We start from the raw sequence: 15,300 nt of genomic DNA, 5'->3' as shown, positions 1-15,300 counted from the left end.
CCGCCCCCCTCTGTGGCCCCGCTCCCGCCCAAACAACCCACCCCCCACCAGCCCCCTTCGTCCCCGGCGCCCCCCCGCCCGCCGGCCCCGGCCCCCCCCCCCCCCCCCCCCCCCCCCCCCGGTTCAGTCACCCTGAAACACCGGCTTCTCCTTGGCAACGAAGGCCCGGTAGGCCCGTTCGAAGTCCTTGGTCTGCATGCAGATAGCCTGCGCCTGCGCCTCGGCCTCGATCGCCTGCTCCAGCCCCATGTTCCATTCCTGGTTCAGCTGCGTCTTGGTGATCCCATGCGCAAAGACCGGCCCGGAGGCCAACCGCCCCGCCAGGGCCATCGCCTCCGCCTCCAGCGCCTCGGGCGCGTGGAGCGCGTTCCAGAAGCCCCAACGCTCGCCTTCTTCGGCCCCCATCACCCGCCCGGTATACAGAAGCTCCGCCGCCCGCCCCTGGCCGATGATCCGGGGCAGCATCGCACAGGCCCCCATGTCGCAGCCCGCCAGCCCGACCCGAGTAAACAGGAACGCGCATTTCGCCGCAGGCGTCGCCAGCCGCAGGTCCGAGGCCATCGCGATGATCGCCCCGGCCCCCACGGCCACGCCATCCACCGCCGCGATTATGGGCTTGCCGCAGCCGATCATCGCCTTGACCAGGTCCCCCGTCAACCGGGTGAACGCCAGGAGGTCCTTCATCGGCAACCCGATCAGCGGGCCGATGATGTCGTGCACATCCCCGCCCGAACAGAAGTTCCCGCCGTTCGAGGCGAAAACCACCACGTCCACGTCGGTCGCGTAGACGAGCGCCCGGAACGTGTCCCGCAGCTCGGCGTAGCTGTCGAAGGTCAGCGGGTTCTTCCGGTCCGGCCGGTTCAACCGCACCACCGCGATGCGGTCCTTCACCTCCCACAGGAAGTGCTGCGGCTTCAGTCCCGCCAGTTTCGTCCCTGCCCGGAAACTCATCGCCCCATCCTCTTCAGGATCGCCGTCATCTGGTCCAGTTCCTCGTCCGTCAGCCCGGCAAAGATGCGGGCGACCTCGGCCTCGTGCTTCTCGGCCATCGCCTCGAAAGCCGTCGTCCCCTCGGCCGTCAGCGCCACATGCACGGTGCGCCGGTCCACTTCCGAGGGCGTGCGCCGCACCAGACCCTCGCCCTCCAGCCGGTCTACCACCGCCGTCGCATTGCCGTTCGAGACGAGGAGCATCCGGGACAACTCGCTCATCGTCACGCCCTCGCGCCGCCGGTACAGCGCCGCCATCACGTCAAAGCGCGGCAGCGTCGTGTCGTGCTTCACCCGCAGGTATTCGCGCAGCTCGTTCTCGGCCGCCCGGGTCACGCCCAGCAGCCGGATCCACATCTTCAGCCGCCGTTTCGAGCCCTCGCTCATACCTCGCCCCCCGAGATCGTCAGGCAGGCCCCGTTCACCCCCGAGGCCGCGTCGGAGGCCAGATAAAGCGCCGCGGCCGTGACCTCCGAGGGCTGGTAGAGCCGCCCCTGCGGGCTCAGACCCTCCAGCGCGGCGCGGGCTTCGGCAAGGCTCTTCCCGGTCTTCTCGGCAATCACCTGCACGGAATGGTCAGTCATCGGCGTGTCCAGAAACCCCGGGCAGATCGCATTCACCGTGATCCCCTTCCGAGCGACCTCCAGGGCCAGCGACCGCACCAGGCCCACGACCCCATGCTTCGCCGCCGCATAGGGCGCGACCTTCGCATAGCCTTTCAGGCCGGCGGTGGAGGCAACGGCAATCAGCCGCCCTTCGCCCCGGAACTGGCTTAAGGCCTCGCGAAACGTCAGGAACACTCCCGTCAAATTCACCGCGATCATCGCGTTCCACTGGGCGAGCGTCGTCTTCGCCATGAGCCCCGAATCCGCCGCCCCCGCGTTCGCAATGATGACGTCGCAGGGGCCAGCCTCCTCGTACATCCGCTGCACGGATGTCTCGTCGGTGACGTCGGCCTGCACCCAAGCCGCGCCCAGCGGTTCCGCCACAGCCTTCAAGGCCTCGGCCCGGCGGCCCGCAATCACCACCTCCGCCCCCGCTTCGGCAAAGCCGCGCGCAAGGTCAGCCCCGGCGCCGGAGCCCCCTCCCGTGATCAACACGCGCTTGCCCACCAGCGTCATGCCCGCAGCACCTCCTGCGCCCGCGCCCGCAGCCGCAAGGCCTGGTCGCGGCCGTTGAGGTAGGGGTTCGGCCAAAAGACCTTGTCATCCCCCGCCGCCACCGCCGCGTGCAGCGTCCAGTAGGGATCCGCCAGATGCGGACGTGCCAGCGCCACAAGGTCGGCGCGACCTGCCAGCAGAATCCCGTTCACCTGGTCCGCCTCGGTGATGTTACCGACCGCGATGGTCGCGAGGTTCGCCTCGTTCCGGATGCGGTCGCTGAAGGGCGTCTGGAACATCCGGCCGTAAACCGGTTTGGCGTCGGTCGAGGTCTGCCCGGCGCTGACGTCGATGATGTCCGCTCCGGCGGCCGAGAACATCTTCGCGATCTCCACCGCCTCGTCAGGCGTCACGCCCTCATCCCCCACCCAGTCGCTGGCCGAAATCCGGACCGACATCGGCTTCTCCGCCGGCCAGGCCGCGCGCATCGCCTTGAAGACCTCCAGCGGCCAGCGCATCCGGTTCTCCAGGCTGCCACCGTACCCATCCGTGCGAATGTTCGATTTGGGGCTGATGAAGCTTGAAATCAGGTAGCCGTGCGCGGCGTGAAGTTCGATCATGTCAAACCCTGCCCGCGCCGCCATCTGCGTCGACGCCACGAACTGGTCGCGCACCATGTCCATGTCGGCCCGCGTCATCGCCTTCGGTACGGCGTTGCGACCGCTCCACGGGACAGCACTGGCGCTCATCACCGGCCAGTTGCCGTCGGCCAGAGGCGCGTCGCCCTCCTCCCAGCCCAGCTGGGTGCTGCCCTTCCGGCCCGAGTGTCCGATCTGGCAGCACAGCTTGGCCTTCGTCTCGGCATGGACGAAGTCCACCAGCCTTTTCCAGGCCACCTCATGCTCGGGCGCATAAAGGCCCGGGCAGCCGGGCGTGATCCGCCCCTCGGGCGAGACGCAGGTCATCTCGACATAGACCAGCCCCGCCCCACCCTTGGCGCGTTCGGCATAGTGCACGAAGTGCCAGTCCGTCGGGCAGCCATCCACCGCCTTGTACTGCGCCATCGGGCTGACCACGATCCGGTTCTCCAGCCGCATGTCCCGCAGCTGGAACGGCGCGAACATGGGCTGGCGGCCGGGCTCCCCGCCCGCCTGCGCCTGGAACCAGTCCTCGGCCTTGCGCAGCCAGTCAGGGTCGCGGAGTCGCAGGTTCTCGTGGGAAATCCGCTGGCTGCGGGTCAGCAGCGAATAGGCGAACTGCAGGGGCGGCATGTCGAGGTAGCGTTCGACCCGCTCGAACCACTCCAGCGAGTTCCGCGCCGCCGATTGCAGGCGCAGGACCTCGACCCGGCGTTCGTCCTGATAGCGCTGGAAAGCGGCTTCCATGGTCGGCTCGGAATGCAGGTAATCCGCCAGGGCGATCGCTGAATCCATCGCCAGCCGCGTGCCCGACCCGATCGAGAAATGCCCCGTCGCCGCTGCATCACCCATCAGCACCACGTTCTCGTGGTACCAGCGCTGGCAGATCACCCGGGGGAACTGCATCCAGACCGCCGACCCGCGCAGGTGGGCGGCGTTCGACATCAGCTCATGCCCGCCCAGATGCCTTTCAAAGATCTTCCGGCAGGTCTCGACCGTTTCCTCCTTCGTCATGTCGGCAAAGCCCCAGGCGTCCCAGGTCTCGGGCAGGCATTCCACGATAAAGGTCGCGGTCTCGGCGTCGAACTGGTAGACATGCGCCCAGACCCAGCCATGCTCGGTCCGTTCGAAGATGAAGGTGAAGGCGTCGTCGAACTTGGCCTTGGTGCCCAGCCAGACGAACTTGCACAGCCGCGTGTCGATGTCGGGCTGGAAGACCTGCGCGTATTCCTTGCGGACCAGCGAGTTGATGCCGTCGGTCGCCACGACCAGGTCGTATTCCTTGCGGTAGTCCTCGGCCGTCCGGAACTCGGTCTCGAAGCGCATGTCGACGCCCAGCTCGCGCGCCCGGGCCTGCAAGAGGATCAAGAGCATCTTCCGCCCGATCCCCGCAAAGCCATGCCCGCCCGACACCGTGCGGACCCCATCATGGATCACCGCGATGTCGTCCCAATAGGCAAAGTTCGACCGGATCGCCTCGGTCGACTGCGGGTCGTTCTTCTGCATCCGCCCCAGCGCATCGTCCGACAAAACGACGCCCCAGCCGAAGGTGTCGTTCGCGCGGTTCCGCTCCAGCACCGTCACCTGGTGCGAGGGATCGCGCAGCTTCATCGAGATCGCGAAGTAAAGGCCCGCAGGCCCGCCCCCAAGGCAGAGAATCTTCACCTGACACTCCTGAAGTCCTGTTCCCGAAAAGCCTGCCATCCAGTCCGAATAATTTCAAGCTTGAAATTTCCAGCTTGAAATTCTGTCAGTCCAGTGCAGGATGCAAAGAGCGGACGGAAAGTTGCGGACATGGATGATAGACCCATTATCGGCGTCGTCGGACTGGGGACGATGGGACTTGGCATCGCACAGGTCTTTGCCCAGGCGGGCTTTCCCGTGCTTGCGACCGACGCGCAGCCCGCGGCACGCGACAGCGCCCGTGACCGGCTGGCGGACGTCCTGCAGTCCCGCGTCGAGGCCGGGAAACTGTCACCTGATGATCGCGACCGGACCCTCTCGCGCCTGACCGTGGCCGCAGAGGTTTCCGCCCTCTCTCCCTGTGGCCTGGTCGTCGAGGCCATCGTGGAAAAGCTGGACGCCAAGCGCAGCCTTTTCGCGACGCTGGAGGGTTGCCTCGCCCCCACGGCGATCCTCGCCACCAATACGTCCTCGCTGCCGATCCACGCCATCGCGGACGGCCTTCGCCACCCGGAACGGGTCCTGGCGCTGCACTTCTTCAACCCGCCCGCGGCCATGAAGCTGGTCGAACTTGCGCCCCACTCCGGGACCGCTCCTGAGGTCGTGGAGCGCGCCCGAGCCTGGACGACGGCGGCGGGCAAGACCGTTATCCTCTGCCCCGACCGCCCCGGCTTCATCGTCAACCGCTGCGCCCGCCCCTACTACGGCGAGGCGCTGGCCCTTCTGTCCGAGGGGCGCAGCGCCGGCGAGATCGACGCCGCCATGACAGCGGCCGGCTACCGCCTTGGCCCCTTCGCGCTGATCGACCTGATCGGCGCGGACATCAACCTCGCCGCGACCGAGGGGATGCACGCCGCCATGTCCCACCACCCGCGTTATCACCCGTTCGACGCCCTGAAAGCGCAGGTGCAAAGCGGAAACCTGGGCCGCAAGACGGGGCGTGGCTTCGTCTTCCCCGACCCGCCCTCCCTGCCGCCGCAAGACGCTGACGCCATCGCGCTTCGCATCGAAGCCACCTTGGTCAACGAAGCCCATTGGCTCCTCGCCGAAGGCGGCACCACCCCGGACGGCATTGACACCGCCATGCGCCTTGGCCTGAACTTCCCGCGTGGTCCGTTCGAGGCACTGGCCAGGCACGGCAGGTCCGCCATCCTCGCAGAACTCGCCCGCCTCCGCGCTGCCGCGCCCAAGACATTGAAGCCCCGCTACGACCTTGCGCCCACGCTGGAGGCCGCATGACCGACGTCTTTCTCTGCGCCCACCGCCGAACGCCCATCGGGCGCTATGCTGGCGCGCTCGCCCAAGTGCGGCCGGACGATCTTGCAACCCGGGTCATTGACGGCCTTCTCGACCTGCACGACCTCCCCGTCGACGAGGTGATCTTCGGCTGCGCCAACCAGGCGGGCGAGGACAACCGCAACGTGGCGCGCATGGCCGTCCTCTTGTCGCGTCTTGGCCCCAAGGTCCCGGCCTTGACCGTGAACCGCCTCTGCGCCTCGGGCCTGGACGCGGTGATCAGCGGAGCCCGCGCAATCCGCGACGGCGCTGCGGATGTCGTCATTGCGGGCGGCGTCGAAAGCATGTCCCGCGCGCCTTTCGTCATGCCCAAGGCCGAAACCCCCTTCGCCCGCGCGCCCGAGATCTTCGACACCACCATCGGCTGGCGTTTCGTCCATCCGAAGATGGCCCAGGTCTGGGGCACCGACGCCATGCCCGAAACCGCCGAGAACCTGGCCGCCGAGCACCGGATCAGCCGCGAGGATCAGGACCGCTACGCGCTTTTGTCCCAGAAGCGCTACGATGCCGCCTGGCACGCGGTCGACATCCTGCCCGTCACCATTCCGGGCCGGAAGGGCGACACCGTGGTTACCACGGATGAACACCCACGCCCCACCAGCCTGGAGAAGCTCGCTGCGCTGCCGACGCCCTTCCGCAATCCCGGCAGCGTGACTGCCGGCAATGCCTCGGGCGTCAACGACGGGGCCGCCGCCGTGTTGCTGGCATCCGCGGCCGCCGTTCGCCAGCATGGCCTTACCCCCTTGGCCCGCATCGGCGCGGCGGCCTCGGGCGCGGTGGAACCCCGCATCATGGGAATCGGCCCGGTCGAGGCCGCCCGCCGACTGGCCGACCGCACTGGCCGCGTCGCCCAGGACCACGAGGTCATCGAGCTGAACGAGGCCTTCGCCGCCCAGGTCCTGGCCTGCAGCCGGGCCTGGGGCATGGCCGACGACGACCCACGGCTCAACGCCCACGGCGGGGCCATCGCGATGGGCCATCCCCTGGGCATGTCGGGCGCGCGCCTTGCCGGCACCGCCGCCCGCCGCCTGGCCGAGACCGGGGCGCGGTCCGCCCTCGTCACCCTCTGCGTCGGCGTCGGCCAGGGCGTCGCGCTGGAGCTGCTGCCGGCCTGAGCTTGCGCCTTGGCGACCGGCGCGGCTAGCCTGCAGCCAAGGGAGGCCGCAATGACCGAAACACTCGCCGCCAAGGGCATCCGCATCGACTTCATCCCGCGCGGCGGCGTGCTACGGCGGATGGAGATCACGGACGAAGGCGCGACCGTCGCGCCGCTGCACCAGGCCCCCTGGTCCGCCGCCGAGGTCCCGCCGGACGCGCCGCCGCATCAGGCCTGGCTGGCTGGAGACTTCTTCTGCGCCCCCTTCTCGGCCAGCCCCGACGGCCTGCACGGCCTGCCTGCCAACGGCACCTGGACCGTCGTCCCCTCCACGGACGGGACCTTGCGCGCCGTGCTGCAAGGCGCCGTCCAGGGCGCGACTGTCGTCAAGGAGCTTGCCCTCCAGGACGACCACCCCTTCGTCTACCAGCGTCACCTCTTCATCGGCGGCACCGGCACGCTTCCCGTCGCCAACCACGCGATGGTCGCGCTGCCCAATGGCGGCAAGCTCTCCTTCTCGCGCAAGCGCTGGTGGGAGAGCCTGGCCGAACCGCTGGAAACCACACGCGGCCGCTCGCGCCTGGCCTACCCCCGCCGCGCCGAGGACGCCGCCGAGTTTCCCGCCGCCGACGGCACCGAGGTCAACCTGCACCGCTACCCCTGGGGCGAGGCGCACGAGGATTTCGTCGCTGGGATCGAGGACCCCGCCTCCCGCCTTGGCTGGACGGCCGTGGTCCGGCCGACCGAGGGCGACCTGTTCCTCTCGCTCCGCAATCCCGCGCAATTGCCGATGACGATGCTCTGGCACTCCAACGGCGGGCGCGACTATGCCCCCTGGAACGGTCGCCATCGGGGATGCCTGGGCGTCGAGGAAGGCGCGGCCCTGCCCATGCTCGGCCTCTCGTCGCGCGAAACGCCAGACCCGCTGACTGCCGCAGGCCAACCTGGCCAGGTCATCCTGGATCCTTCGGGCACCGTCGACATCCGCCACGTGATCGGCGCGGTCCGCTGGCCCTCGGGACAGACGGTTGCGGGGGTGATGCTGGATGGCGATGTCCTGACCGTCACCGGCGACTGGGGCGCCGAGCGGAAACTGCCCTTGCGCGGCTCGTGGCTTGGCCTGGCCGCGCCCTTTTCCAGCCCAAAACCAAAACCGGCGCTCGACTGGGATCTCTGACTACTTCTCGTAGCCCGGCTTTTGCGCCCAGGCCCAGGCATCTCCGATCATCTGGCGCAGAGTCGAGCGTTGCGGCTCCCAGCCCAGCTCCTCGATCGCCCGGGTGGTCGAGGAAACCAGCGCCGCGGCGTCCCCCGGCCGCCGGCCACCGATCACGACGGGCACCTCCCGGTTCGTGACCGTCCGGCTGGCGTCGATGACCTCGCGCACCGAAAAGCCGCGTCCCGTGCCCAGGCAGAAGACACCGCTCCCCTTCCCGTCCAGCAGGCGTTGCAGGCCCAGCACATGCGCATCGGCCAGGTCGCTGACATGGACATAGTCGCGCACGCAGGTCCCGTCGGGGGTCGGATAGTCCGTGCCGAACACGGTCAGAGCAGGCCGCTTGCCCGCCACCGCGTCCAGCATCAGGGGGATCAGATGGGTCTCCGGAGTATGCTGTTCCCCGACCTCTGCGTCCGGGTCCGCTCCCGCGACGTTGAAATATCTGAAAATGACGTGGGAAATTCCCGTTGAAATCCCGAAGTCACGCAGCATTTGTTCAATTGCCAGCTTCGACCCGCCATAGGCGTTGATCGGTCGCTGCGGCGTGTCCTCGGTCAAGAGAACCCCGTCCTGGTCGCCATAGGTCGCGCAGGTCGACGAGAAGACGAAGTTCCGAACCCCCGCCGCCGCGCAGGCCTCAAGCAGATTCAGCGCGCCCCCGACGTTCACGCGCCAGTACAGGCCGGGGTCCTTCATCGATTCGCCCACCAGCGAAAGGGCGGCAAAGTGCATGACCGCCTCCGGCCGATACTCTGCCAGCGCTGCGTCGATGCTGGCCCGGTCCATCAGGTCACCCTGGACCAGCGGCCCCCATCTGACCGCATCTTTCCAGCCCGTCGAGAGATTGTCGAAGACCACGGGCTCGAACCCCGCCCGCGCCAGGGACTTGCAGGCATGGGACCCGATGTACCCCGCTCCGCCCGTCACCAAGATTCTAATCGTCATCCAACCCGCCAGGCATCAAATGAAAGAGATATCGTCCGCCAACAGGTTTGCGTCGAAAATTCCGACGATGTCCAGCGTATTCCCGTTCCCGAAATCGAACTCCAGCCCGTCGGCGGTCACGGTCGCCCCGGCCAGAATGCTCTGGATCGTGGGCGCGACCCCCGACCATAGCGCCCGGTTCAGAACGATCTTGTCTTCCATGTCCCGAAAGTCCGCCACCACGTCTGCTCCGCTTGCGAAGACGAAGACGTCTGCGTCGGCGCGACCCACAAGCCAGTCATCGCCAAGCCCTCCCTCCAGGTAATCCTGCCCGGCCCCTCCGTCCAGCGTGTCGTTGCCCGGGCCGCCGAAGAGACTGTCGTTGCCCTCCTCGCCCATCAGGCTGTCCTCGCCCGCGCCGCCTTCCAGCCAGTCGTTGTCGCGGCCGCCCAGCAGAAGATCGTTCCCCTCTCCGCCCAGAAGCATGTCCGAGCCGTCGTCGCCCGACAGCGTGTCGGATCCGCCCCGCCCCGCCAGGTAGTCGTGGCCCGCAAGCCCGATCAGTCGGTTGCCCAGCTCGTCGCCCGCCATCGCGTCGCTTGAAAAGCTGCCCTGCACCCCCTCGACCCCCACCAGCACGTCCCCCAGTGCGGCGCCGGCATTCGCCCCCGGGCTTGCCAGGTCCACCACGACCGCCCCGCCGTCGAGGTATGAGGCGAAGTCGAACCCCGCCCCCCCCTCCAGCCGGTCCGCGCCCAGACCGCCCATCAGGAAGTCGCCCCCCGCGCCGCCCACCAGCGTGTCGTTGCCCTCCCGGCCAAGCAGGTGGTCGTTCCCGTCCAGCCCCAGAAGCAGGTTCGCTCCCCCGTCCCCCCCGAGCGTGTCCCCGAAAGCCGAGCCCTCCAGGTCCTCCACCCCCACGAACACGTCGCCCCGCGCTTCCCCCTGGCCCAAGGCCGCGTCCGACAGGTCCGCCCAGACCGCCGCCGCCGCATTCACGTGGCTGGCAAGATCGCGCCCAAGCCCTCCCTCCAGCCGGTCAGACCCCGCCCCGCCGCTCAGCGTGTCCGCGTCCCCGCCGCCAAAGAGCGTGTCGTTGCCCCCGCCGCCGAAAAGCAGGTCCGATCCCGCCTCGCCCCGGAAGACATTGCCGAGGCCGTCCCCCACCATCCGGTCGCCAAGGCTCGTGCCCTGCACCTCCTCGATCCCCAGCAGCAGGTCCCCCGCGGCCGGGCCTGCATTCGACCCCTGCGCTCCAAGGTCGATCACCAGGGCCTCGGCCGCGCCAAGGTAGCTGACCATGTCCTGCCCGGCCCCTCCGTCCAGCGTGTCGTTGCCCGGGCCGCCGAAGAGGGTGTCGTTGCCCTCCTCGCCCATCAGGCTGTCCTCGCCCGCGCCGCCTTCCAGCCAGTCGTTGTCGCGGCCGCCCAGCAGAAGATCGTTCCCCTCTCCGCCCAGAAGCATGTCCGAGCCGTCGTCGCCCGACAGCGTGTCGGATCCGCCCCGCCCCGCCAGGTAGTCGTGGCCCGCAAGCCCGATCAGTCGGTTGCCCAGCTCGTCGCCCGCCATCGCGTCGCTTGAAAAGCTGCCCTGCACCCCCTCGACCCCCACCAGCACGTCCCCCAGTGCGGCGCCGGCATTCGCCCCCGGGCTTGCCAGGTCCACCACGACCGCCCCGCCGTCGAGGTATGAGGCGAAGTCGAACCCCGCCCCCCCCTCCAGCCGGTCCGCGCCCAGACCGCCCATCAGGAAGTCGCCCCCCGCGCCGCCCACCAGCGTGTCGTTGCCCTCCCGGCCAAGCAGGTGGTCGTTCCCGTCCAGCCCCAGAAGCAGGTTCGCTCCCCCGTCCCCCCCGAGCGTGTCCCCGAAAGCCGAGCCCTCCAGGTCCTCCACCCCCACGAACACGTCGCCCCGCGCTTCCCCCTGGCCCAAGGCCGCGTCCGACAGGTCCGCCCAGACCGCCGCCGCCGCATTCACGTGGCTGGCAAGATCGCGCCCAAGCCCTCCCTCCAGCCGGTCAGACCCCGCCCCGCCGTTCAGCGTGTCCGCGCCCCCGCCGCCGATCAGGGTATCGGCCCCTCCCCCGCCTACGACAATTTCGGCAGCATCCGTGCCGGAGAAACTGTCCGGAAGGTTGGTCAGGATGAACCCTTCGATGGACAGGAAGATGTCCCCGGCGGCCTCCCCCAAGGCCAGGGCCATATTGGTCAGGTCGATCCAGACCGCTCCCGTGGCAGTGTCGTAGCTTGCGACATCAAAACCGTTGCCACCGTAAAGGCGGTCGGCGCCCGTACCGCCGTTCAGCCGGTCGTTACCCTCTCCACCAAACAGCGTGTCATTGCCGGTGCTGCCTTCGATGACGTCGTCGCCTTCCAGCCCGAAGATCTGGTTGGCCAGACCATCGCCGCCGAGCGTATCGTTGTAGCCCGACCCCTCCACGTCCTCGATCCCAAGGTAGGTGTCGCCGGCAGCCTCGCCGCTGTTGCGGCCGGGCTGGCCAAGGTCGACCCGAAGTCCGGTGGCGGATTCGCGGAAACTGATCCGGTCGCGGCCAAGGCCGCCCTCGATCTGGTCGGCACCCCAGCCGCCCAGCAGCGTGTCGTTGCCATTGCCGCCGATCAGGCTGTCGTTGCCCAGCCCGCCGTTCAGTCGATCGTTGCCATCCGATCCGTCGATGCGGTTGTTCTGGCTGTCACCCGTCAACTGGTCCGAGTAAGCCGATCCGACGATCCCCTCGATCGAGACATAGACCTGGCCGGTGGCAATGCCGGAGTTGTGGTTCTGGCTTTCCAGGTTCAGGCGCACCGCGGCCGTCGCCCGCGACAGAAGGATGGTATCGAAGCCCGCGCCCCCCTCCAGCGTGTCCGCGCCCGCAGAGACCATGAACAGGTCGTCGCCAGAGCCGCCTTGCAGGTAATCAATCTGGTTCGTGCCATAGATGAGGTTCTCGGGATCGAAGCTCACGGGCAACAGGTGCCACAGGCTGACGATGTCACGCAGCTGCAAGGACCCGGGCCAGATCGGCTGGCCGTTCGGGGTCCGCAGTTCAAGCACCTCTTCGCGGTATGTGATCCGGACACCCGTCGGCGTCGCGGCAAGGGTCAATGCCGCCATCGAATAGATCGACCCCCAGGCCGAAAGATCGACCCGGTCGATGCCAAGCTGGAAGTCCGCGATGACGTCCACTGCGCCGTCCGCGGTCAGGACGAAGGTGTCGGCACCCGCCCCGCCGAAGAGGAGATCCTGCCCCGCTCCGTCCGACAGGATGTCCGCGCCCTGGTCGCCCAGAATCGTCTCGTCCCCATCGCCGCCAAGAATCATGTCCGACGCGCTGGTCCCGCCCATCACGGCCGCAACCGGACTTCCGGTCTGAATCGGGGTCAGCGTGCCGGGGTCAAGCTCCAGCCGGGTGATCCCGGTGCCTTCGCCGGTGACGTAAACCTCGATCATCCCGCCCACCACCCGGGTCGTGATCGCGGTGAGGTTGTCCAGCATCACGCCCGGCGTCTGCAGCAGCTGCCCGCAAAGCAGAAGCCGGCCCTCGGGCGTCAGGGTCATCACGGTCAGCCCTTCGTCCCCGCCGCCGGCGATGACGAAGACCCGGTCGCCCACGGTCGCCGTGGCCACGGCCTGCACACCCTGGAACCGGGTGTCCAGCGTGTCGATCACGTGGTCCGCGACCGTCATGCTGCCGTCCGCCCCGACGGCAAGGACGCTCAGCGAAGACGACCCGGCCGAGGCCACGACGAGATAGGTGGTGCCCCCCGTCTCGACCACGGCGACGTCCGAAGGGTCGCCGATGCCCAACCCGTTCGGAGCACCAATGGCCCGCGGATTGCCCAGCGCCCCGTTCGCCAGGAACGGAAAGGTGCGCACCACGTCCGCATCCAGCGACAGGCTGACCATGAAGCGGTTGCCGCCCACCGTGACCGGGATCAGCGACGAGATGTCGACACCGGGATACGTCCCGTCCAGGACGCGGGACCCGACCAGCGTCATCGCCCCGTTGGCGGCGACCGAATAGGTATGGATCGTGCTTTCGCCCGATCGGGCGGCGTAGAAGAAGGTCTGCCCGCCGATCTGGACCACGCTTTGCGCCGCCAGCGCGCCGGACAGGCTGCCCGGCAGCTGCAGCGGAGCGGCCAGCGATCCGTCCCCGCCAAGGCAATAGGCCATGACGCCCGCCGTGTTGCCGCCGGTCACCACAAGATGCGGCGCGCCGTTCACCACCAGCGTCTCCAGCACCGCCTCGGCCGGAAGCGCCGCACCCGGTGTCAGGCTTTCCAGATCGACCACCGTCATCGCCCCGGTGACATCCAGCGCCATGACGCCGCCACCGGCACGCGTGGCCGTGTAAAGCAGCACCCGGCCGCCCTGCTCCACCAGTTCAAGGTCCGAGATGCCCGACACCATATGCAATGGCGCCGAGGTAAATACCTCTACCACACGAAAGTTGATCACTTCCGGCCCCAGTCACACCCAATTACCCAGGGGCAAGACTGCGCGGCAAAGGATTACGTCCGGTGAAGCAATCTGGGCGCGATCACGGCGTTTCCGTGCGATTTTCGGCAAAGCTGGCGAAAAGCCTCAGCGCCCCACGCCGACATAGGCGGTAAAGCCGGCCTCGCGAACTTCGGCCGGATCGTAGACGTTGCGGAGGTCGGCCATCTGCGGGGTGGCCATCTTCCGGGCCAGCTTCGCCAGGTCCAGACCGCGGAACTCGTTCCATTCGGTCAGAAGGACCACCAGGTCCGCGTCATTGGCTGCCTGGTAGGGGTTCTCGATCCACTTGACGCCAGGCAGCAGGGCCTCGCCCTCGTGGCGCCCCTGGGGGTCGCTGATCCGGACCTTCGCCCCTGCGCCGACCAGCGCCGGGATGATCGTCAGCGCCGGCGCATCCCGCATGTCGTCGGTGTTGGGCTTGAAGGTCACGCCCAGGACCGCCACCGTCCTGTCGCGCAGGGTGCCGCCGCAGAGATCGACGATCTTGTCGATCATCCGCCGCTTCACCTCCTCGTTGACCTTGATCACCGTCTCGACGATCTGCATCGGCTGGGCATGTTCCTGCCCGATCCGCGCCAGGGCCTTGGTATCCTTGGGAAAGCAGCTTCCCCCATAGCCTGGCCCCGCGTGCAGGAACTTGTCGCCGATCCGACCGTCCATGCCGATGCCCTTGGCCACCATCTTCACATCCGCGCCGACCTTCTCGCACAGCGCCGCGATCTCGTTGATGAAGGTGATCTTCGTCGCAAGGAAGGCATTCGCCGCGTATTTGATCAGTTCGGCGCTTTCGAGCCCGGTGTAGACCGTCGGGAATTCGCGCAGCGACAGCGGCCGGTAAAGCTCGGCCATGACCTTCCGGCCACGTGCCGTCTCGACGCCCACGACCACCCGGTCCGGCCGCATGAAATCGTCGATCGCCGCGCCCTCGCGCAGGAACTCGGGGTTCGAGACCACGTCGAAATCCGCGTCAGGGTTGGCCGCGCGCAGCGCCTCGGCCACCTTGCGGTTCGTTCCGACCGGGACCGTGGATTTCGTCACCACCACCGCATATCCGGTCAGCGCCCGCCCGATATCCGCCGCCGCCGCCATCACGTAGCTCAGGTCGGCATGGCCGTCGCCCCGCCGGGTCGGGGTGCCCACGGCGATGAACACCGCCTCGGCCCCGCCGACCGCCGCACCAAGGTCCGTCGTGAAGGACAAGCGTCCCGCGGCGGCGTTCTTGGCGATCAGCGCCTCGAGCCCGGGCTCGTAGATCGGGACTTCGCCCCGGGTCAGCCGGGCGATCTTGGCGGCGTCCTTGTCCACGCAGACAACCTCGTGCCCAAAGTCGGAAAAGCAGGCGCCCGAGACAAGCCCGACATACCCCGTCCCGACCATCGCGATGCGCATCGTGCCGCCCTCATGCCTTGGGGACTGTCTATGCAGGCGGCGGGCACCTGTCAAACGGGCCGCCCACCCCATGGGGGCGGCCCGCGGCGGCTAGGCAGACAGGGGTTTCGGAAAGCGCGCCTTCACCGCGGCGACGGCGGCCAGCCAGTCCTCGCGCGTGGCCTCGTCGCGCTGCCAGCGGAAGAAGACCGGATCGGCCTCGGCCGCAAGCGCTTCGCGCAAGGCCTGGTCGCGCGCGGCAAGCGCCGCCGCCCGGTCCGCCTCGGCCATGGCCGCAAGCTCTTCCGCCGTCGGCTGGACGGGCGCCGGAGCCACCCGCGCCACCCATCTGCCCCGGGCCGTGCGACGATGGCCGATCAGGAACTCCAGCGTCACCCCTTCGACCGGCTCGCTTCCCTCGCGCGGGGCCGGGCCGATCCAGCCCGGAACGCCGTCGTCAGTGAACAGAACGTGCAGGGTCATG

The 15,300-nt window shown here is 68.5% G+C and carries 11 protein-coding genes; 3 read left to right on the top strand and 8 right to left on the bottom strand.

Going from position 1 to position 15,300, the window contains the following annotated elements; translation table 11 throughout:
* Positions 1 to 123 precede the first annotated feature (123 nt).
* The 4 genes from ACE3Q6_RS13250 to ACE3Q6_RS13235 are packed head-to-tail and all read right to left on the bottom strand — an operon-like array spanning position 124 to position 4,392.
* Entirely contained in the window at positions 124 to 951 is an 828-nt protein-coding gene (locus ACE3Q6_RS13250) for an enoyl-CoA hydratase family protein (protein WP_374433053.1), read from the bottom strand.
* Positions 948 to 1,376: a MarR family winged helix-turn-helix transcriptional regulator gene (locus ACE3Q6_RS13245; protein ID WP_374433051.1), complete on the bottom strand. Its 429-nt coding sequence runs from the start codon at positions 1,374 to 1,376 to the stop codon at positions 948 to 950. Before ACE3Q6_RS13245 ends, ACE3Q6_RS13250 begins: the two co-directional genes overlap by 4 nt.
* Positions 1,373 to 2,110 carry an SDR family NAD(P)-dependent oxidoreductase gene (locus ACE3Q6_RS13240; protein ID WP_374433049.1) on the bottom strand — a complete coding sequence of 246 codons (738 nt, stop codon included), beginning with the start codon at positions 2,108 to 2,110 and terminating at the stop codon, positions 1,373 to 1,375. Before ACE3Q6_RS13240 ends, ACE3Q6_RS13245 begins: the two co-directional genes overlap by 4 nt.
* Entirely contained in the window at positions 2,107 to 4,392 is a 2,286-nt protein-coding gene (locus tag ACE3Q6_RS13235) for a bifunctional salicylyl-CoA 5-hydroxylase/oxidoreductase (protein WP_374433046.1), read from the bottom strand. Before ACE3Q6_RS13235 ends, ACE3Q6_RS13240 begins: the two co-directional genes overlap by 4 nt.
* A gap of 129 nt (positions 4,393 to 4,521) precedes the next feature.
* On the opposite strand from ACE3Q6_RS13235, the gene ACE3Q6_RS13230 reads away from it, so the two are divergent.
* Genes ACE3Q6_RS13230 through ACE3Q6_RS13220 form a run of 3 tightly spaced genes read left to right on the top strand, consistent with a single transcriptional unit; the run spans position 4,522 to position 7,979 of the window.
* The gene (locus ACE3Q6_RS13230) at positions 4,522 to 5,649 is read left to right on the top strand and encodes a 3-hydroxyacyl-CoA dehydrogenase NAD-binding domain-containing protein (protein ID WP_374433044.1); all 1,128 of its coding nucleotides are present in this window, start codon (positions 4,522 to 4,524) and stop codon (positions 5,647 to 5,649) included.
* Positions 5,646 to 6,821 (top strand): acetyl-CoA C-acyltransferase, encoded by a 1,176-nt coding sequence (locus tag ACE3Q6_RS13225; RefSeq protein WP_374433041.1) that lies wholly within the window; start codon positions 5,646 to 5,648, stop codon positions 6,819 to 6,821. Before ACE3Q6_RS13230 ends, ACE3Q6_RS13225 begins: the two co-directional genes overlap by 4 nt.
* Positions 6,822 to 6,872: 51 nt before the next feature.
* Positions 6,873 to 7,979, top strand: a complete 1,107-nt coding sequence (locus ACE3Q6_RS13220; RefSeq protein ID WP_374433038.1) for a hypothetical protein — start codon at positions 6,873 to 6,875, stop codon at positions 7,977 to 7,979.
* Here ACE3Q6_RS13220 and galE read toward each other — a convergent pair whose 3' ends face one another.
* The 4 genes from galE to ACE3Q6_RS13200 form a co-directional block, all read right to left on the bottom strand.
* The gene (gene galE / locus ACE3Q6_RS13215; RefSeq protein WP_374433035.1) at positions 7,980 to 8,966 is read right to left on the bottom strand and encodes a UDP-glucose 4-epimerase GalE; all 987 of its coding nucleotides are present in this window, start codon (positions 8,964 to 8,966) and stop codon (positions 7,980 to 7,982) included.
* Between the two features lie 15 nt (positions 8,967 to 8,981).
* The gene (locus tag ACE3Q6_RS13210) at positions 8,982 to 13,406 is read right to left on the bottom strand and encodes a hypothetical protein (RefSeq protein WP_374433032.1); all 4,425 of its coding nucleotides are present in this window, start codon (positions 13,404 to 13,406) and stop codon (positions 8,982 to 8,984) included.
* A gap of 126 nt (positions 13,407 to 13,532) precedes the next feature.
* Entirely contained in the window at positions 13,533 to 14,837 is a 1,305-nt protein-coding gene (locus ACE3Q6_RS13205; protein WP_374433029.1) for a UDP-glucose/GDP-mannose dehydrogenase family protein, read from the bottom strand.
* A gap of 90 nt (positions 14,838 to 14,927) precedes the next feature.
* On the bottom strand, positions 14,928 to 15,299 hold the full coding sequence (locus ACE3Q6_RS13200; protein ID WP_374433027.1) for a hypothetical protein: 372 nt from the start codon (positions 15,297 to 15,299) through the stop codon (positions 14,928 to 14,930).
* Position 15,300: the final 1 nt, after the last annotated feature.

Source organism: Tabrizicola sp. (assembly GCF_041913445.1).
In the GTDB taxonomy this organism is placed as follows: Bacteria; Pseudomonadota; Alphaproteobacteria; order Rhodobacterales; family Rhodobacteraceae; genus Tabrizicola.
Note: the sequence above shows the minus strand (reverse complement) of the source record. Positions and strands in the feature narration are given on the sequence as shown.